We start from the raw sequence: 18,649 nt of genomic DNA, 5'->3' as shown, positions 1-18,649 counted from the left end.
ACGGCACTTTCTGGGCGCGTGTGGCCTCAACATCCCCGCCGACTTTTGAAACGGCCGATCCCCAACAACCTCTTGTTTGAAAACGAACTTAACCTGGTGGAATTCCATCACCTTGGCTTAGCATAAGAACAGGCCCTACCTCTGGTGGCCGCAAATTTATTGAGGAGATGCACATGACGTGGTTGAACAGCGCCGCTCACGCACGTTGGCTCGAAGCAGAAACAGACCGGCTTATCAATTTCGCCTCCGGCTCGAAAGTGCCGACGGGCTTTGGCTGGCTCGACAACTACGGGAAGGTCATGACCGACAAGCCGACCCATCTCTGGATCACTGCCCGTATGATCCATAGCTTTTCGGTTGCGGCATTGATGGGGCGCCCGGGTGCCGCGTCCATGGTGGACCATGGCATTGCCGCGCTCAATGGGGTCTTCCGTGATGATGAATTCGGTGGATGGTTCGCCGAAGTGGACGAAAACGGGCCAGTGAATGACACAAAGTCCGGCTATCAGCATTCGTTCGTGCTCTTGGCCGCAGCGAGTGCCGCCGCGGCCAAGCGGCCCGGCGCCCGGGAGTTGCTGGACGAGGCATTGCACATAGCGGACTCGAAGTTCTGGGACCACGAAGCCAACATGTGCTTCGACTCATGGAACCGGGAATTCACGGAAACTGAGGCATACCGGGGTGGAAACGCCAGCATGCATTCTGTTGAGGCATACCTCATCGTCGCCGATGTAACCGGCGAAAGCCGCTGGATTGAGCGGGCACTCCATATCGCTGAGGTGCTCATCCACAAATTTGCACGCAACAACAATTACCGGGTGTTCGAGCACTTCGACCCTGAATGGAACCCGATTCCGGAGTACAACACCGACGACCGTGCCAGCCAGTTCCGCGCCTATGGTGGAACGCCTGGCCACTGGGTGGAGTGGGCCAGGCTTCTCTTGCATCTCCGCGCCGGCCTGGACGCTCGCGGCATGGACGTTCCTGGGTGGCTCATGGAAGACGCGAAAGGACTTTTCGCCGCTGCGATCCGCGACGCGTGGGAGCCGGATGGCCACCCCGGGTTTGTGTACTCCGTTGACTGGGACGGCAAGCCCATTGTCACGTCCCGCATTCGCTGGGTGCCGGTCGAAGCAATCGGCGGCGCGGCCGCGCTGTACATGGTCACCGGAGACGAATCATATGCCGAGTGGTACGAGCGCATCTGGGACCACGCACGGGACTGGTTCATCGATTACGAGCACGGTTCCTGGAAACAGGAACTGGACGAGCAGGGCAACGTCGCGTCCACCGTCTGGTCGGGCAAGGCTGACATTTATCACCTGTGGCACTGCCTTGTAGTTCCGCGACTTCCGCTGGCTCCCGGCCTCGCTCCGGCAGTGGCGGCAGGGCTGCTGGACTCCCGTCTCCGGGCCGTGCAAGGACAATAGCGGACCGCTGCCGGATCTCTTCGAACCGGACCATAGGCTGCTGCGTCAACCCCGAGCACGTGACATCAATTAAGGGGAAGGCGGACCGGGGGAGTAATTTGACTAACCCCTGCCATGGGACGACCTGCGCGGCTAAAACAGAAGCGTTCGACGGCGGTACGCACCCGCCGTCGAACGCTTCTGTTTTGTCTGCCCTAAAGCGCCGCCGGCTCCGCGAGCGGTGAGCGCTGAGCCCGACCCCGCACCACAATCAGGGCTACGAGGGCGATCAGGATGTAGATCATGTTGGCCGGGCCCGCCAGTTGCAGGAGCGGGCTCTGTGGTCCGGCAGCGGCTTGGTCGATGCCGCCGGTGGACAGGAAGAGCGTGGGGTCATAGAGGGCGTGCAGAATCATGGGCCAGATCAGGTTACAGGTGACCCGCAGGGTCAGATACATGCAAATGCCGAAGCCGAACGTGAACAGTATGGTCACCAGGACGGTGATGATCGGCATGCCTGACAGGGCATTGGCCGAGTGCAGGAGCGAGAATACCAGTGATGAAAGCACCATGACCACCCACTCGGACTTCCCAGAATCGCGGAGCATTTTCACCACGATGCCTCGTGTGAGGATCTCCTCCGCGAAGCCGATCAGGAGTCCGGTAACCAGTGTGATCACCACGACGGATGCCTGGTAGCTGCTGTAGTTGATTCCCAGGAAGCGCAGCACGATGGCAGCAACCAGGAAGAACGGCGCGGCCCACATCCACCAGCTTCCCTTGACGGGTTGCTGCGCGAAGAGTGGTTTAAACCATTTCACCGAATAGACAAAGGCAGCCAGCACGAGGCTGCCAACAAGCAATGACAGGGTCAGGCCGACGAAGACGCTCTGCGGGGTGCGGAAGAGATCCTCTGCATCCACCTGGTCGCGTGCAAAGGCGCCGATCACTTGGCCGGCGCCGAGGTAGATCGCCATGTAGAGAACCGCCAGCAGGACGGCCCGCCACCAGCCTCCTCGATCCCAGAAAGCCTTCCAACCGGAGATGCGTGCTTCCTTCCCCATTTACTGCCCCCTTTTTTCGGAACTCGGGTTGCCCTCGCCCCCCCCGCTAAAAACCTACTACTTCGTGCAGTTCCCCAGCCGATCGCCTGGCATGCCGGTAGTAGTCGGCATGTGCCAGGTTTACAGCGGCATCTTCGTCAATAATCACCGTGGTCCGCGGGTGCTGTTGGATGACAGAGCCTGGCACGGCCGCGGACACAGGACCTTCAAGCGCGGCTGCCACAGCCTGCGCTTTGTTGGCTCCGAAGGCCAGGAGCACCAACTGCCTGGCCCGGAGGATCGTGCCCAGGCCTTGGGTGATGCAGTGGGTGGGGACCTCCTCGGGCGAGGCGAAGAACCTGGCGTTATCCTTGCGTGTTTGTTCGGCCAGAGCCTTGATCCGGGTGGTGGAAGCCAGGGAGGAGCCCGGTTCATTGAAACCCACATGCCCGTTGGACCCGATGCCTAGTATCTGGAGGTCGATGCCTCCGGCCTCGGCGATCATGGCTTCATACTCTGCTCCGGCCTGGGTGATGTCAGGGCCGGTGCCCCTCGGAGTGAACACGTGATCCGGGTTCAATCCCAGGGGCTTCACTACTTCGCGGGTGATCACGGAGCGGTAGCTCTCCGGGTGCTCCGGCGGGACGCCGAGATACTCATCCAACGCGAAGCCGCGTACGCGGGAAACATCGATGCCCTCTTCCCTGACCGACTTGGCTAATGCTGCGTACGTGGTTAGCGGGGTCGAACCTGTGGCCAGCCCCAGCACGGTGGCCGGGTTGTCCTGGATCTGCTGCGCGAAGATCGACGCGGCTACGCTTCCTGCCTCTGCTTGGTCGCGGACGATAATGACTTCTGCCATGGGATTCCTTTGCTTGCTGGAGGGTCCTACTTTTCCTTCGAAGGCTTTTTGTCCTTCTTGTCCTTCTTCAACTTCCCCTCCAGCGATAAGTCATCGATCCGGACCAGGTTGGGGCCTTGAAGCGTGTAGAGCAGGCCGTCTTCGTCCGCTGTGATGTGCGGACCGCTGTACCAGCCGCCATTGATGTCAGCCACAACAACGGACGCCGCGAACGTGATCGGGTCAATGCGGAACACCGTGGTGTCGGAGACGCCGTAGACAATCCCGCGGCTAACCTGGAGGGCGCCGAAGTCGGTGCAGACGCTGCTCAAGTCGCCCCGGTGAACCACCTGGCGGGTGTCGAGGTCAATGACGAACAGGCCCGCAGCCTTCCGAGACATGCCATAGAGGAACTTGCCGTGGATGGCCATTGCAGCGATCCCTTGGGGCTGGCCCGGGTCAAGGCGCCAAAGCTCCTGGTTTGCTAACGGATCCCAGGCAACCACGGTGCTTCGGGGGCCGGTGGCGTAGATGTTGTCCCCGCCCAGGTAGGCCACTCCGTCCTTTGTGGCCACTGCCCGGACCATCTGGAGGGCATCGATTGGACTGACCTTGGTGATGATCTGCGTTGTCACCGGGTTGTAGGCGGCGAAGCAGCCGCCACCGCCGGTATCGTTCTGCGCGCCGGCAATGACCAGCCCGTTGACGGCGTCCCAACAGACATCCAAGGGGCGGTTTTGTCCGGCAGGGAGGGCCGCCACTTGATAGGGGAGCTGCCCGGTAGAGGGATCGTAGGAGTAGATGCCCCTGGAGTTGTACTGGCCCGTGAACAGGATTCCGCCCACCACTACGGCGTCCTTGGCCTCGCCCGTCGCGCGGAGGTAGGAAACCTGGTTTGACGCCAACTGGTGACGCGCAATGGTTCCCGTGCCGCCCACGTAAACGTCCCCGGCGCCCGCGGCGAGGCCCATGCAAAGCTGCGGCCCGCCCGGTGCTCCAGCCTGTGTGAGGTCATGCTTGACGGCGGTCTTCGCTACAGGATCGACTTCAATGACGTCGTAGGAGGAAACAGTGAGCGCCTTATTGCCGTAGACGTCCAGACCCCACATGGCGCCAACATCCTCTGTGAGGATCTGGGTGATCTTCTTGCTGACCATGTTGTAGGACCAGACGCCCGGCTCCTTGACGAAGAAGACGTCGTTGCCCAACTGCCGGAACATCACGCCGGTCTTGGCGATGATCGTGAATTTAGAGTGGTCCGCCAGGTTGATCAGCACGGACTTTCCTGGTCCCTTGACCCCTACTCCCAGCTGTCCGTTCAGGACACTCAACGAGGTCACTGAGACACCGGTGGCCACGTCCGCCGGAAGGATGTTCGTGGAGGTTTTCGTTGTCCGATCGAACGCAAACAGGCGCGCCGGGCTGGAGCCATTGCCGCCGCCCAGTGTGCTGCCTGTGCCGAAGTACACGGTGTCAGCGGTAGCGGCAACAGCCTGGGCAATGGTGGCTCCGGGGTCCGGGGTACCCCAGTTGGTCACGGTATTCGTGGCGGGGTCGTATTCCCAGAGTGAAGGGGCCTTCGTGGTTTCACCGCCACCTGCTGCGTAGACCTTGCCATCAGGGGATACGGACAGCGCCCGGATGTCACGGTCGCCGGTTTCGCCCACGCCCACTGCGGGCACGTTGGGCGTTCGGAGGTCCCAGCGGTACAGGTTCGGCTTTCCATCGATTCCATCGCGCAGCACACCTGCGTACAGGTAGCGGCCGGTGGAGTCGGCGGCCAAAGCCTGGATGCTGTACCCCGCGCCGAGGTCCGTCCGTGACGTGATGGTGCCTGTGGGGAGGTGGTATCCAATCACCCGTACCGGGTTCAAGTTGCGCGATCCGATATAGACCGTGTCGCCCACAAGCAGCGAACTCATGAGCGAAAACTGGACGACGGCGGGTCCCAGGTCCGTGATCTGAGGCGCCCAAGTGTTGAGCGGACGGGCGGCCTCTGCGGCGCCGGGGGACATTGCTGACAGCGCTACGGCGAGTCCGCCGATGCCCCCGGTCTGCAGCAATTGACGGCGATTGATGGCGAAGGTGGACATGGAAAGTTCTCCTCATTGAGTATCCCGTGGGGGTGGATTCATGGCGCTTGGAGCGGTCCGGATCCGCTCTGTGCACTTCACTCAGGGTTTCAGCCGCAGAACGGGAAATCCATGATTCGAACATTTTCAGACATTGGGTGGTGCCCGTCCTTGATGGTGTTCAGCGGTCGGGGCACCGTCATGGCAGAGGCGTATCCCTGTGGTGTAAACGGCGGAACTGGATCGGGGAGTGGCCGGTCTTCTTGGTGAAGAGCCGGCTGAAGTAGGCGGGGTCGTCGTAGCCGGTGAGCGTAGCGATCCGTTGAACGGACAGGGCCGTATCGGCAAGGAGCGACTGGGCACGGGATATGCGCAGCTGCAGAACGAGCTCCTTGGGGCCTGTCCCGGTAGCAGCCCGGACCGTACGCCTGAGGTCGGGGACGGAAACCTCCATTGATGCGGCCAGTTGGGACAGGCTGAGTGGCAGATGGGCCAGTTCGTGCAGCGCGGTGAGGAGCTTGTCGTCCCGGCCCGGAAGGCCGGGGTCCATGGTGCGTCGGCCGGTTTCGACGAGGATTCTTTGGCAGAGCACTGAGGCCTCAAGGTCTCCATGCCGCCCAGCGGTTGAGAGGGCGGCCCGCAGCTGGGGAAAAAGTCCAAGTCCCGCCTCATCTGCGTGGCCGTCAATTCGGACCAAGGGCCGGGTGCGGGCGAAGCACCCCAGCTCCTCCATCGCCCGTGCCATGGGCCCGGAAAAGAGGAGCCAGTGCTCTTTCCACCCAAGGGGTTCTGGCCCGTAGCCGTGGCTTACCCCCGGAAAGAGCCAGATGACAGCGGGAGCCTGGACTTCGAACCGGGCGCCATCCATCGTGAAATGACCGGACCCCTCGGAGACCAGCACCATGGCGTGGCTGCTCAATGTCCTCTCGGAAAAGGAGGGCAGAACACCGCTTTGCTCACCGGCGCCCAGGCACGCCAAGCCCAGGTCCCGTAGCGGGTGGGCGGGTTGCCGATAGCTCGACCAATTGTCCATGGCCTCCAATGTTGCCCTTGCTTGAACAAGAAAGACAAGGCTCGCAAAAGTCCAAGTGATCGCCAAGGGGAGTCCATTCACTTCCTTGGGCGCCGGTGCCAAGGTGGTGACTATGTTGACCTCGAATGGCTACGTCCTGGACGAATCGGAAACCCGCTTGGCCGAGCTTGAACCGGTGCCCTTCTCCGAACGTGGTGATCGCGACGCGTTGTGGGCACGGCTTCGCCGGGACGGATACCTCTACTTGAAGGGCCAGTTGAAACCGGACAAGCTCCTGGATTTCAGGGAGTTCTACTTTGCTTCATTGGCCGAGGCGAATGTCTTCGCGGCGGGCACCGATCCCCGTGACGGTATCGCCTCGGAGGGCGACGCGGACAGGGCCGCCTTGCGCCGGGGCCTGTTTGATCGCATTGTCCCGGGCCCGGAGTACCAGGCGCTGTGCACGGCGGAGGGAATTGCCGATTGGTTTGCCTGGTTTCTCGCCGATGACGTCCATCTGCACCGGCGCAAGATCATTCGCCACACCAAGCCCGGTGAGAGCGGCATCGGCACGGCAACCCAGGCACACTACGATCTCGTCTACCTCCGCGAGGGCAGCGATCGCGTGCTCTCCATGTGGATTCCGCTGGGCGATTGCCCCCGTGAGCGCGGCGGTTTGACCTACCTTGAGGGCAGCCACCGCTGGGTGATGGCAGACGAGCGCGAGGGGACCCTGAAACTTCCCGCTGCGTCCATTACCGCCGACCTTCCGGGGTTGGCGGACGAACGTAACGCACGATGGCTGGTGGCCGATTACGAGGTTGGGGACGTCGTGGTCCACTCGGCTCACATTGTGCACGCTGCCTTGGACAACATGGACCGCGGAGGCACGATGCGGCTGTCCACGGATATCCGTTATCAGCGGTTGAGCGAACCTATCGACTGGCGCTGGCAGGAGCACTGGAATTACGACGACGGCCTCTGAGCCGCAGCCGTGCGGCACCTCTACTTGGGCTGCTGGACCGCGCCGCGCCACCATGCAACCGTGGCCGCCGTGGCTTCGGGCAGGGGAGTCGGTTCCAGCCCCAGGAGCCGCTGGCTTTCCGAGGAATCCATCACGAACGGCCGCTCGAACTGGTACAGCAATTCGGCCAGTTCGCGCATGTCCGTAGAGAAAAGGCCCGCCACCCGCAGCACCCATCCGGGCACGGCGCTCACTTTGGGTGCAGCAACACCGGCGGCAGCCGCATGCGCTTCGGCTATTTCCCGCTGGGTCACGGCGGCACCGGTGGGGGCATGCAGCACACGGTTCCAGAGTTCCGGCTTATGCGCCGCAGCGATCATGGCGGCTGCGAGGTCCGGTACATAGGTAAAGGAGTGCGGCTGGCGGGTGCTCCCGATGACCTGCACTACCTTGCCTGTCAGGATGGGCTTCACCATGCGCTCGCCGGCATGGGCCATTTTCACGCGCGGCCCGAAGAAGTCGCCGGCCACGACGCTGACGGTATTGGCCGCATGTGCCTGCCTTGCCTTCAGCAGCGCGGTGCGGATGCCGCGTTTGCCGCCGTCCGCCGCACGAGGCCCGGCTTCGGTCATGATCCGGTCGGGCTCGCTGTAGGAGTACAGGCTTTCAGGGAACACGACGACGGCGCCCACGGCTGCTGCTGCATCCATCACGGTCTGCTCGGCCTGGGGAAGTTCGGCTGCCCAGGCCGCGGCGCGGTAGGCGCTTCCGTGGATGCAGTGGAACACCGCATGGGCGTCTTGGAATGCATGGGAGACCTGACCGGGGTCGGAGGCATCTACCCGCATCCTTTCCACCAGCGGGTGCTCCGGGCCACTGCCTGATCGGGTCAGGATGCGGACTTGGTGGCCTTGCTCCGCGAGCTGTTCGGCGACGGTGTATCCAACGGGTCCTGCTCCGGTCACAACGTACATGGGGTTCTTCTTTCGGGATAGCGGCAGATGGCCTGGTCAAAAGCGAGAGCACTGCTCTCTGAATCCAGAATGACGGCCCTTTCAATCAATGTCAAGAGCAGTGCTCTCATTTGTTGGCGACGCTCTCTCTTATGGCAAGCTGAACTCATGCCGTCCACCGGAACGCCCAAAAGCAAACCAGCTACTCCGCGCGAACGTGCCCGCGCCCAAACCCTGGTCGACATCGTGCGCATCGGACGCGAGCACTTGGCGGTCCATGGGGCCGCTGCCCTTTCCCTGCGTGCCGTGGCCCGGGACCTCGGGGTCGTATCCTCTGCGGTCTACCGCTACGTCCAGAACCGGGACGAACTCCTTACGCTCCTGCTCATCGACGGCTACAACGAGCTCGGCGACGAAGTGGACGCGGCCGTGGCAGCAGTTCCGGACGGTGACTTTGCCGGGCAATTCAAGGCCCTGGGCCGCGCGGTCCGGCACTGGGCTCTCCGGGAACCCGCCAGCTACGCCCTCCTCTTCGGCAGTCCGGTGCCCGGCTACCAAGCCCCGGGGGAGCGCACCACCGTCCCTGGAACCCGCGTCATCTTCCGCTTGGTGGGCATCTTCGATTCCGCCCAGCGGGCGGGCGTCCTGGACGCCCGGGTGGGTCCCGCCGTCGTGATTCCTCCGGCGTTGGCTGCAGATCTGGAAGCCATCCGCTCGGAACTGAAGCTCTCCGTGTCGGATCCGTCCCTGGCGCGCGGTGTGCTGGTGTGGACGTCCGTTTTCGGGGCGATCAGTTTTGAGGTTTTCGGTCAGTACGGCCAGGACACCTTCAAGGCACGCGACGAGTTGTTCGAGCACCAGTTGTCCGTCCTTCAGGGCGTGGCCGGGCTCTAAGGTTGGGGCGCTAGAGTATTCGGATGGCTCGAGGACTGGCGGATATCGGCGCGGAGGGCGTCCTGCTGGCCGGCGCGGGCCGCGCCATTCTCCTGCAAATCGCCAATCCGCGTGTGGGCCACGGCGTAGCCGAGCACAGCAACTTCGCGGAGCGCCCTATGGACAGGCTCCGGGCCACCATGACCTACGTGTACGCGGTGATCTATGGTTCCGAGGAACAGCTCAAGGCCGTCCGACGCGCCGTCAACCGGGCGCACGCGCCGGTCCGGCGGAGCCCCGATGCCACCTCCGCGGGCTACAGCGCGTTCGACGCCGAGTCCCAGCTCTGGGTGGTCGCCACCCTCTACGACACCGCCGTCACCGTGTACGAAAAGGTCCACGGACAGCTAGACGACGAGACCGCCGACAGCATCTACCGCGACTATGCCCGGATCGGAACGGCGCTCCAGCTTCCACCCGGAAGGTGGCCACGCGACCGGTCTGCCTTCGCCGAATACTGGCAGGCTCAGGTTGAGGCGTTGCGGCCGGACGCAAAGGCGCTCAAAGTCGCCAGGGAACTGCTCTATCCATCCGGCGGTCCGCGCTTGCTGCGCCTGGCCATGCCGCTGGCCCGTTTCCTCACGGCCGGGCTCCTGCCCGCGCCTGTCCGGGAAGCTTTTGGTTTCCCATGGAGCCCCGGCCACGCCCGACGGTTCGACCGGACCATGAAGGGCCTGGGCCGGGTCTACCCCAGGCTGCCGGAGCGGATCCGGCACTGGCCGCGGGACTACTACTTGAAGCAACTCGCCGTCGACGCCAAGGCACCACATGCGTAATCCCACTTCCGTTGAAGAGTCCATTGACCGGGCTGCCCACCGTTACCTGGATCGTGCGGACGGCGGACGGCTGCGTGGCCGGCTCACGGAGTTTGTGGTTTTCGGGCTGAAGCAGGCGTGGGCGTGTGTGTTCGGGGCCGCGCTGCTTGCGGTGATCATCGCGGCCCGCCTCTGGTATCCCGCCGACGCCGGACTGGCCCGCAACGACTTCCTCACCATTGCCGCGATCGTCATCCAAGTGCTCATGATCAGCTTCAAGCTGGAGACGTTGCGGGAGTTGCGGGTGATCCTGCTTTTCCATGTGGTGGGGACGGTAATGGAGCTGTTCAAGACGGACGTGGGCTCCTGGGCGTATGAGGCCGAGGGCGTCCTGCGGATCGGCGCGGTGCCGTTGTTCAGCGGGTTCATGTATGCGGCCGTGGGTTCGTACATGGTGCGGGTTTTCCGGCTGTTCGACCTCCGCTTCGACCGCTACCCGCGGCGGTGGATCACGGCCCTTGTTGCGGCGGGGATTTACGTCAACTTCTTCTCGCACCACTACATCCTTGACCTTCGCTGGGTGCTGCTTGCCGCCGTCGTGCTTGTCTACGGGAGGTGCGTGATGCACTTCCGGGTGTTCCGCCGCCGCTTCAAGATGCCGATTCTGGTGTCGTTCCTGCTGGTGGCGCTGTTCATCTGGTTCGCCGAGAACATCGGCACGTGGTCGCGTGCGTGGCTGTATCCGAACCAGCTGAACGGATGGCAGGCGGTTTCCATCGACAAACTCCTGGCGTGGTTCCTGCTGATGATCATTTCCGTGGTGCTGGTGGCGTGGGTCTACAAGCCGGAACCACTCGACGCCGCTGACGCCACCCAAACGGCCGACGCCACCCAAATTCACTAGTGACACCCGGATGTGGGTGTCATCGCTCCGGGTGAGTGGCGCTGTGAATTGTGCGCGTCGTGAGGCTTCCCCGCCAGTTCACCGTAGGCGAAACCACCCCTTTTTGCCGCGTGATTCCGGGGGTCTCCGGGTCATCTTCCAGAAAGTTGAGCGCACTAGACTCAACTTTGGATTGACTTAAATCCAGGGCTGAGTACAGTTGAGTGCAGAACGCTCAACTAGCCGATTGTTGAGCAGGCTCCCGACAGGTCAACCGCCCAGCGGACCACTGCCAGGTGCAATCTCCAACATCGGCCATTGAAAGGAAACAAGATATGTCACGTGCAGTAGGTATCGACCTCGGAACCACCAACTCCGTGGTCTCTGTTCTCGAAGGTGGCGAGCCCACCGTCATCGCCAACGCAGAAGGCGGCCGCACCACGCCGTCCGTAGTTGCGTTCTCCAAGTCCGGCGAAGTCCTGGTCGGCGAAATCGCCAAGCGCCAGGCCGTCAACAACATCGACCGCACCATCGCCTCCGTCAAGCGCCACATGGGCACCGACTGGAGCGTCGCAATCGATGACAAGAAGTACACGCCGCAGGAAATTTCCGCGCGTATCCTCATGAAGCTCAAGAACGACGCCGAGAGCTACTTGGGCGAAAAGGTCACCGACGCTGTGATCACCGTTCCGGCATACTTCAACGACGCCGAGCGCCAGTCCACCAAGGAAGCCGGCGAAATCGCAGGCCTCAACGTCCTCCGTATTGTCAACGAGCCCACCGCGGCTGCACTGGCCTACGGCCTGGACAAGGGCAAGGAAGACGAACTCATCCTGGTCTTCGACCTCGGTGGCGGAACCTTCGACGTCTCCCTCCTCGAGGTTGGCAAGGACGAAGACAACTTCTCCACCATCCAGGTCCGCGCAACCGCCGGTGACAACCGCCTCGGTGGCGACGACTGGGACAACCGCGTCGTCGAGTGGCTCCTGAGCCAGCTCAAGGTCAAGGGCATCGACCTCTCCAAGGACAAGATCGCCCTCCAGCGTCTCCGCGAAGCTGCAGAGCAGGCCAAGAAGGAACTGTCCTCCTCCACCAGCACCAACATCTCCCTCCAGTACCTCTCCGTCACCCCTGACGGCCCGGTCCACCTGGACGAGCAGCTGACCCGTGCCAAGTTCCAGGACCTCACCAAGGACCTGCTGGACCGCACCAAGAAGCCGTTCCACGACGTCATCGCCGAAGCCGGCATCAAGGTTTCCGACATCGACCACATCGTCCTCGTCGGTGGCTCCACCCGTATGCCTGCTGTCTCCGAGCTCGTCAAGGAACTCGCCGGCGGCAAGGAGCCCAACAAGGGCGTCAACCCGGACGAAGTCGTGGCCGTTGGTGCCGCACTGCAGGCCGGTGTCCTGAAGGGCGAGCGCAAGGACGTCCTCCTCATCGACGTCACCCCGCTGTCCCTCGGCATCGAAACCAAGGGTGGTGTCATGACGCACCTCATCGAGCGCAACACGGCCATCCCCACCAAGCGTTCCGAGACCTTCACCACCGCTGACGACAACCAGCCGTCCGTGGCCATCCAGGTCTTCCAGGGCGAGCGTGAATTCACCCGCGACAACAAGCCGCTGGGCACGTTCGAACTGACCGGCATCGCTCCGGCACCGCGTGGCGTCCCGCAGGTCGAGGTCACCTTCGACATCGACGCCAACGGCATCGTCCACGTCTCCGCCAAGGACAAGGGCACGGGCAAGGAACAGTCCATGACCATCACCGGTGGCACCGCGCTCTCCAAGGACGACATCGACCGCATGGTCCGTGAAGCCGAAGAGCACGCTGCAGAGGACAAGGCACGCCGCGAAGCTACGGACACCCGTAACTCCGCAGAGCAGCTCGCCTACTCGGTGGACAAGCTGATCGCCGACAACGACGACAAGCTGCCGGAAGAGGTCAAGACCGAGGTCAAGGCCGACGTCGACGCCCTCAAGTCCGCACTGGAAGGCACCGACGACGCCGCCGTCAAGACCGCGTTCGAGAAGCTCCAGGCCTCCCAGACCAAGCTCGGCGAAGCCATCTACTCGCAGGCCGCCGCAGCTGATGCTCCGGGAGCCGGCGCTGAAGGCGCACCTGCCGCTGACAAGGCCGCCAACGACGAAGACATCGTTGACGCCGAAATCATCGACGAAGACGAAGCGAAGAAGTAGCCATGCCTCATCACGGCAACGAAGCAGAGCACTCAGAAGGCAACGAGCCGCGCAAGCCGGTTATTCGGGACAACCGCAAGGTTGACCCGGAAACCGGGGCAGCCCGCCACCCTGAAGGCGAAGCCACGGCTCACAGCGAAGGCAACGCCGCTCCCTCGGACGGCGATGCGCTCTCCCAGGCTGAGGAAATCCTCAACGGGGTAGAGGTGCCGGCTGAAGAGTCGGTAGCCTCCGGTGCCGCAGCTGAAGCCCAGGCAGCGGAGCTCCGCAACGATCTCCTTCGCCTCCAGGCTGAGTACGTCAACTACCGCAAGCGCGTCGAACGCGACCGCGCCGTAGCAGGGGAGATGGCCGTCATCGGCGTCCTGAACTCCCTGCTCCCGGTGCTGGACGACGTCGACGCCGCACGCCAGCACGGTGACCTCGAGGACGGCCCCTTCGCCGCGATCGCCACCAAGCTGGAGAACGCACTGAAGACGTACGGACTGGAACGCATCGCGGACACGGGTGTCGAATTCGACCCCACCATCCACGAAGCACTCATCCAGCAGCCCGGCGAGGACATCCAGGTTGACACCGTCAGCCAGGTGCTGCGCTCCGGATACCGCTCAGGCGAGCGTGTCCTGCGTGCAGCCCAAGTGATTGTCGCGGTTCCGGCTTAAGGTGAGTTGACCGCAGCGCGAAGTGGAATATGGGCCCCGGGAGTGGCATCGGGCCTGCCGGAGCGTGGCGGCTCAAGTCCGTTAGGACTGAGCCGCCACGCGTAGGGGCGGGGGCCCATATTCCGCGTAGCGCAACGTAACGACAGATTTGAAAGGAAACGCTCTTGGCCAGCCAGGACTGGGTTGAAAAGGATTTTTACGCGATCCTTGGTATCGCCAAGGACGCGTCCGACGCGGATATCAAGAAGGCTTACCGCAAGCTAGCCCGGCAGTACCATCCGGATACGAATTCCGGGGATGCTGCTGCGGAGAAGAAGTTCAAGGACATTTCCGAGGCTTACTCGGTGTTGTCGAGTCCTGAGGACCGGCAGCAGTATGACGCCATCCGTGCCATGGGTGGCGGGGCCCGGTTTGCTCCGGGAGCCGGGCGTGGCGGTGCGGGTGCCAACGGTGGGTTCGAGGACCTCTTTGGCGGCCTGTTCGGCGGCGGACCAGGCGCCCGTCAGCCTGCGGGCGGAGGCATCCCTCCGGAGTTTGCCGACTTGTTCGGCGGCGGATTCGGCGGTGCCGGCCAGACCGGTTTCCAGCGGGCTCCGCAGAAAGGTTCGGACCGCACGGCGACCACCACCATTTCCTTCGCCGGCTCCATCAAAGGCACCACGGTGAGCCTGCGCGAAAGCAACGGCAACGTGATCGACGTCAAGATTCCAGCCGGGATCAAGGACGGGCAGAAGGTCCGTCAGCGTGGCAAGGGCAATGTCGGCCCTGCCGGCAACGGTGATCTCATCATCACCGTGAGCGTGAAGCCCCACGATTTCTTCCAGCGCGACGGCGACAACATCCGCATCCACGTGCCTGTCACGTTCGCGGAAGCGGCGCTCGGCGCCACCATTGAGGTTCCAACGCTCGACGGCGACACCGTCAAGTTGCGTGTACCGGCGGGCACACCCTCTGGCCGTACCTTGAGGGTCAAGGGCCGTGGCGTGAAGACGTCCAAGGCGACCGGCGATCTCCTGGTGACCATCGACGTCGCGGTTCCCCAAAACCTGAACAAAGAAGCGGAGGAAGCTGTCAAGGCGTTCGCTGCTGCCACCACTGACGCGAACCCGCGTCGCGACCTGGCCGCGAAGGCCCGGTTGTAAGGAGGCAGGTCATGGCAATCGACGTCAACCAGCCGATCTTTGTCATCTCCGTCGCTGCGGAGCTCGCTGACATGCATCCGCAGACGTTGCGCCAGTACGACCGTCTGGGCATCGTCTCGCCCAGCCGCGCCCCCGGCAAGTCCCGCCGCTACTCCCAGAACGACGTCAATAAACTGCGGGAGGTCCAGCGCCTTTCGCAGTCCGGCGTCTCCCTCGAGGGCATCAAGCGCATCCTTGACCTTGAGAACCAGGTGGCCGCGCTGCAGTACCGGGTGGCTGAACTGACCGAGGAACTGTCACGGCGCCGCACGCCGATGGATGCGCGCATCTTCGCGGCGGGAGCTGCCGGCGACGTCGTCAGCCTTGCCCGCGGGCAGAGGCCACGTGGTCGTTCCCAGGCAGTTGTCGTGTGGCGGCCGCGGCCGGCGGAGGACCGCTGATCCCCGGATCAATGCAGCTGGAGCAGGCTTAGCTAGACCAGCCCTCCGCGTTCGCCGATCGCCGCTTCCAAGGACCGGAGGACGGCAAAGGGGACTATCCCGCTGGTCCTCGGGTTCTGCGGACTGGGGTTGTTGCGGATCTCGAAGCGGTATTCGCCGGAGGGGCCCGAGGCTTCAATGACGTGGCTGGTCAGTGAGGCCTTCGGGTCGGCCGTCAGCCGCACCTGCACGCCGTCCCAATCCCCGACGGCCTCAGCCACGGCCGCTGCGACGTTGAGTGAGCGCGGAAACAGCCGTGCCGCTTCCTGGGCTGAGCCGAGGAAGACCTCCAGCGGTTCTGTGGTCGCTCGGATCCCATCGGCTTGCTCCTGTTCCATCCAAGGTTGGACCAGCGTTTCAGGAAGTTTAGTGGTGGAGACCACCACGGAATCGTAGGCGGCTTCCCTTGCGCCGGCTTCAAGGAGGTCGAGCCCGCCCACAGCGCCCGACGTCATGAACAACCTCCCGGGACCGCACGCGTTCAAGCGTGCTGCCAGCCCCTGGTCGGCAAGGGCGCCGATGGAGGTGATCAGGAAATCCACGCCCGCGCCCAGGATCTTTTCAGCGTATTCAGTCACGGCGGACTGCCCCGCGCATTCCACGATCAGCTCGCAGCACTCCAGGGCCGCTTCCAAGGTCAGCGAAGGGAAGGGGCGTTCGACGGCGGGACGCCCGGTTCCGTTGTCGGTGCGGCTGATGATGCCGGCTAGTTCTGCGCCCACCACCTTGCCCAGGGAGATGTCCTCGGCGACGCGCGCGCCGATGGCTCCGTAGCCGATGATTCCTATGCGGTGGGACGTCATTCCTGTTTCACTTTCCGGCGTCAGCGGTGGGTACTGACTGTCCGTCCTCGAATTGGTCGATGGAAGCGGACACCTTCCTGAGGAGCCCGCTGAGCTGGGTGATTTCCTTGGCGTTCAGCCCGGCCAGCATCTGGCGCTGTGTGGCGAGGTGCTCCTCGAAAATGGAGTCGATGACGTCTTTGCCGTGCGGGGTCAATTGCGCGTAGACGACGCGTCGGTCGGTACGCGTGCGCACCCGCTCGATGAGGTTTTGTTCCTCCATGCGGTCCAGCCTGAACGTGATCCCGCCAGTGGTAAGCATTGACGAACTTGCCAGCTCGCCGGCTGTCTTCCGGTGTGGTTCACCGGAGCGGCGCAGGTTTGCCAGCACGTCAAAGGAGGCCAGCGTGAGTCCGTATTTTTCGAAAACTGAGTTTTCAATGACGCGCTGTTTGATGATGATCTGGGCCAAGCGCCCGAAGACGCCGATGGTACCGGCGTCCAGTCCGGGCTTCTCCCGGGCCCAATCCTCGAGGATGCTGTCCACTGTGTCGCTGGTGTCCGGTTGCTTACCCATGGTGGTCCATTCTCATCGTGGTTGCCCTTTTCATAAATAACTTAGCACTGACTTTCTCAGTACGAGGAAGATTGGTGCGTGAGTCCATTGGGTTTGTCCTGCTTGTCACTCAGATCTGGTTATCTTAGAGTTGAGATAACTAGATCCAAGGAGATAGTTGAAGGCGGCGTCATCGAAGACGTCCGCAACAAGGCAGTAGCAACGAGAGAGGTCCATCATGAGTGAAGCTGTTGCAGCAACGGAGACCACGCCCGAACTTGAAGCGATGATTGATTCGTCCATCGCTTCAAGGGACACGCGGCAGGTCGATTTCGACACCCTGAAGTTCCAAACGAAGGCCGGCGCCAAGTTCCGTCGTGGTCAGGTCCGTTACATCGGTTCAGGCGCCACGGGGGACCATTCCGGTGATACCAATGTCCTCCAAGCGGAGCATTTCACCTTCTCCAACATGGTTCTCCCGGCGGGATGCGTAGGTCCGGAACATACTCATCCCGACGTGGAAGAAGTGTTCTTCGTTCTTGAGGGACAGGTTGAATTCAGCGTTCACGATGTCGAAGACGGGACCAAGAAGGCGAGCCGGGTTCTGGGTTACCGCGATTTGATCCGTGTACCTGCCGGTGTACCCAGGAGCCTTCGGACGGTCAGCGACGAAGACGCATTGATCTGCGTCATTATCGGCTCCAGGAAGCCGGAGATTCCTTTCTACCCGCCGTCCTCCGAAATGCACGGGGTAACCCGGTAGTACGAGTCGGCAACCAAGTACGCCCGGAGCCTACTGGCAGGCTCCGGGCGTACTTGTGTGTGACCGCGATACCTCAAGCGACAACCGGGTCCTGAAGCTACAGGGCTTCCAGTTTGGCGGCTTGCTCGCGTGCATCGGCCTGATGGATTCTGCGGATCCTCGCTACGCCGAGATCGTGCTGGTATAGATTTTCTTCCCTGTCTGCGTCAGCTGCCAGGGCCTCAAGAACCTCGCGGTCCTGTTCCAGGACCACCCAGTGTTTTTCCTCCAGGGTTGCCTTGTACATGAACCTCCACACATCCCGTTCCCAGCCGGATACACGCCGGGTACGCCAGTGGAAGACGGCGGACGTCTCCTGGTCGATCGGCGTCGACATTCCCACGATTCCGAAAACGCCGCCTGGTCCCGCCGATCGGGCGTACGGAATTTCCAGGTCAACGTAGTCCATGCCCTCGCGGCAGAACTCAACCCAGTCGAAATTGACGCCGCGCTGATCTGTTTTCTCGAAGAAGAATCCCCGTTCCGTCTCACGGATCCGGAACCGCGCACTGGTATCGCCGCCGGACATTGAATGTGATTCACGGTGCAGGAAGGCGCCATGCATGGGGTCCAGGACGTTGTCCATGTAGAAGCGCCAAGGACCCCTCCACTCGGCATAGTTGGAAAACCAGGCGACGGCGGGATCAGCCAGCCGGTCCGGGACCTTGAATTCCGGTACCTCGGAATCCTCCGTGAGCGGCATGAACGCAAAGATCGTGTCTGCTGCTTCAACAACGGAAAGCGACACCGTGGCAGTCTTGCCTTCCAAGGCACAGCCGGGCATCCCTGGAACGGAGACCACTTTTCCGGTCCCATCCACTTGGACGCCGTGGTACTTGCACGCAATCCTGTCTCCCAGGTGCTGGCCAACAGACAACGGTGCACTACGGTGAGGGCACCGGTCCTCGAGCATGCGGACCTGTCCCCGGGCGTCACGGAACAGCAGCCAGTCGATGTTCAGCCTTTTGACCTTGACCATGGCTCCCGCACCGACGAACCGCGAGGGGATGATGGGGTACCAGCGGTCGCGAAGGCCACTGGCGGCCAATTCGGCGGCGTCCATGTGATGGCGTACGCCCACTGCGTACTTCTTCTTTCCGACTGGTCGTGATACCGGGGCGCCTGCTTGTCCGGAGGCCGGAGCTGTTGTGATGGTCATG

Annotated in this window: 18 protein-coding genes; 10 read left to right on the top strand and 8 right to left on the bottom strand. The window is 62.7% G+C overall.

What is annotated here, in order from left to right; translation table 11 throughout:
* Positions 1 to 173 precede the first annotated feature (173 nt).
* A complete protein-coding gene (locus JMY29_RS17300; RefSeq protein ID WP_189076255.1) occupies positions 174 to 1,430 on the top strand; it encodes an AGE family epimerase/isomerase in 1,257 nt (418 codons plus the stop codon).
* A gap of 194 nt (positions 1,431 to 1,624) precedes the next feature.
* On the opposite strand, the gene JMY29_RS17295 is transcribed toward JMY29_RS17300, so the two are convergent.
* The 4 genes from JMY29_RS17295 to JMY29_RS17280 form a co-directional block, all read right to left on the bottom strand.
* Positions 1,625 to 2,473, bottom strand: a complete 849-nt coding sequence (locus JMY29_RS17295) for a CPBP family intramembrane glutamic endopeptidase (RefSeq protein ID WP_189076254.1) — start codon at positions 2,471 to 2,473, stop codon at positions 1,625 to 1,627.
* A 46-nt stretch (positions 2,474 to 2,519) separates the two neighbouring features.
* Complete coding sequence (gene nagB, locus JMY29_RS17290; RefSeq protein WP_189076253.1) at positions 2,520 to 3,314, bottom strand: glucosamine-6-phosphate deaminase; 795 nt, start codon at positions 3,312 to 3,314, stop codon at positions 2,520 to 2,522.
* 26 nt (positions 3,315 to 3,340) lie between these two features.
* Positions 3,341 to 5,386 carry an NHL repeat-containing protein gene (locus tag JMY29_RS17285; RefSeq protein ID WP_229778636.1) on the bottom strand — a complete coding sequence of 682 codons (2,046 nt, stop codon included), beginning with the start codon at positions 5,384 to 5,386 and terminating at the stop codon, positions 3,341 to 3,343.
* A gap of 178 nt (positions 5,387 to 5,564) precedes the next feature.
* Positions 5,565 to 6,398, bottom strand: coding sequence for a helix-turn-helix transcriptional regulator (locus JMY29_RS17280; protein WP_189076252.1), 834 nt, complete (start codon positions 6,396 to 6,398; stop codon positions 5,565 to 5,567).
* Positions 6,399 to 6,510: 112 nt separating this feature from the next.
* On the opposite strand from JMY29_RS17280, the gene JMY29_RS17275 reads away from it, so the two are divergent.
* On the top strand, positions 6,511 to 7,362 hold the full coding sequence (locus JMY29_RS17275; RefSeq protein WP_189076251.1) for a phytanoyl-CoA dioxygenase family protein: 852 nt from the start codon (positions 6,511 to 6,513) through the stop codon (positions 7,360 to 7,362).
* Positions 7,363 to 7,382: 20 nt separating this feature from the next.
* Here JMY29_RS17275 and JMY29_RS17270 read toward each other — a convergent pair whose 3' ends face one another.
* The gene (locus tag JMY29_RS17270; protein ID WP_189076250.1) at positions 7,383 to 8,315 is read right to left on the bottom strand and encodes an NAD-dependent epimerase/dehydratase family protein; all 933 of its coding nucleotides are present in this window, start codon (positions 8,313 to 8,315) and stop codon (positions 7,383 to 7,385) included.
* Between the two features lie 147 nt (positions 8,316 to 8,462).
* On the opposite strand from JMY29_RS17270, the gene JMY29_RS17265 reads away from it, so the two are divergent.
* The 7 genes from JMY29_RS17265 to JMY29_RS17235 all read left to right on the top strand — a co-directional run bounded on the left by JMY29_RS17265 (position 8,463) and on the right by JMY29_RS17235 (position 15,310).
* Entirely contained in the window at positions 8,463 to 9,188 is a 726-nt protein-coding gene (locus tag JMY29_RS17265; RefSeq protein WP_064722517.1) for a TetR/AcrR family transcriptional regulator, read from the top strand.
* Between the two features lie 23 nt (positions 9,189 to 9,211).
* On the top strand, positions 9,212 to 10,003 hold the full coding sequence (locus JMY29_RS17260; RefSeq protein WP_189076249.1) for an oxygenase MpaB family protein: 792 nt from the start codon (positions 9,212 to 9,214) through the stop codon (positions 10,001 to 10,003).
* A complete protein-coding gene (locus JMY29_RS17255; RefSeq protein WP_018778256.1) occupies positions 9,996 to 10,886 on the top strand; it encodes a DUF817 domain-containing protein in 891 nt (296 codons plus the stop codon). The genes JMY29_RS17260 and JMY29_RS17255 overlap by 8 nt, the downstream gene beginning before the upstream one ends.
* A gap of 314 nt (positions 10,887 to 11,200) precedes the next feature.
* Positions 11,201 to 13,066 (top strand): molecular chaperone DnaK, encoded by a 1,866-nt coding sequence (gene dnaK, locus JMY29_RS17250; protein WP_189076248.1) that lies wholly within the window; start codon positions 11,201 to 11,203, stop codon positions 13,064 to 13,066.
* 2 nt (positions 13,067 to 13,068) lie between these two features.
* Positions 13,069 to 13,728, top strand: a complete 660-nt coding sequence (locus JMY29_RS17245) for a nucleotide exchange factor GrpE (RefSeq protein WP_018778258.1) — start codon at positions 13,069 to 13,071, stop codon at positions 13,726 to 13,728.
* A 164-nt stretch (positions 13,729 to 13,892) separates the two neighbouring features.
* Positions 13,893 to 14,870 (top strand): DnaJ C-terminal domain-containing protein, encoded by a 978-nt coding sequence (locus JMY29_RS17240; protein ID WP_018778259.1) that lies wholly within the window; start codon positions 13,893 to 13,895, stop codon positions 14,868 to 14,870.
* Positions 14,871 to 14,881: 11 nt separating this feature from the next.
* Positions 14,882 to 15,310, top strand: coding sequence for a heat shock protein transcriptional repressor HspR (locus JMY29_RS17235; RefSeq protein WP_018778260.1), 429 nt, complete (start codon positions 14,882 to 14,884; stop codon positions 15,308 to 15,310).
* 32 nt (positions 15,311 to 15,342) lie between these two features.
* Here JMY29_RS17235 and JMY29_RS17230 read toward each other — a convergent pair whose 3' ends face one another.
* The gene (locus tag JMY29_RS17230) at positions 15,343 to 16,152 is read right to left on the bottom strand and encodes an aspartate dehydrogenase domain-containing protein (protein WP_189076247.1); all 810 of its coding nucleotides are present in this window, start codon (positions 16,150 to 16,152) and stop codon (positions 15,343 to 15,345) included.
* 7 nt (positions 16,153 to 16,159) lie between these two features.
* On the bottom strand, positions 16,160 to 16,708 hold the full coding sequence (locus JMY29_RS17225; protein ID WP_018778262.1) for a MarR family winged helix-turn-helix transcriptional regulator: 549 nt from the start codon (positions 16,706 to 16,708) through the stop codon (positions 16,160 to 16,162).
* Positions 16,709 to 16,925: 217 nt separating this feature from the next.
* Here JMY29_RS17225 and JMY29_RS17220 point away from each other — a divergent pair, with 217 nt between their 5' ends.
* Positions 16,926 to 17,450: a cupin domain-containing protein gene (locus JMY29_RS17220; protein ID WP_018778263.1), complete on the top strand. Its 525-nt coding sequence runs from the start codon at positions 16,926 to 16,928 to the stop codon at positions 17,448 to 17,450.
* 97 nt (positions 17,451 to 17,547) lie between these two features.
* Here the strand turns inward: JMY29_RS17220 and JMY29_RS17215 are convergent, their stop codons facing one another.
* The gene (locus JMY29_RS17215) at positions 17,548 to 18,648 is read right to left on the bottom strand and encodes a Rieske 2Fe-2S domain-containing protein (protein ID WP_189076246.1); all 1,101 of its coding nucleotides are present in this window, start codon (positions 18,646 to 18,648) and stop codon (positions 17,548 to 17,550) included.
* Between the last annotated feature and the right edge of the window lies 1 nt (position 18,649).

The sequence above is a fragment of the Paenarthrobacter nicotinovorans genome (assembly GCF_021919345.1).
GTDB lineage: Bacteria > Actinomycetota > Actinomycetes > Actinomycetales > Micrococcaceae > Arthrobacter > Arthrobacter nicotinovorans.
Note: the sequence above shows the minus strand (reverse complement) of the source record. Positions and strands in the feature narration are given on the sequence as shown.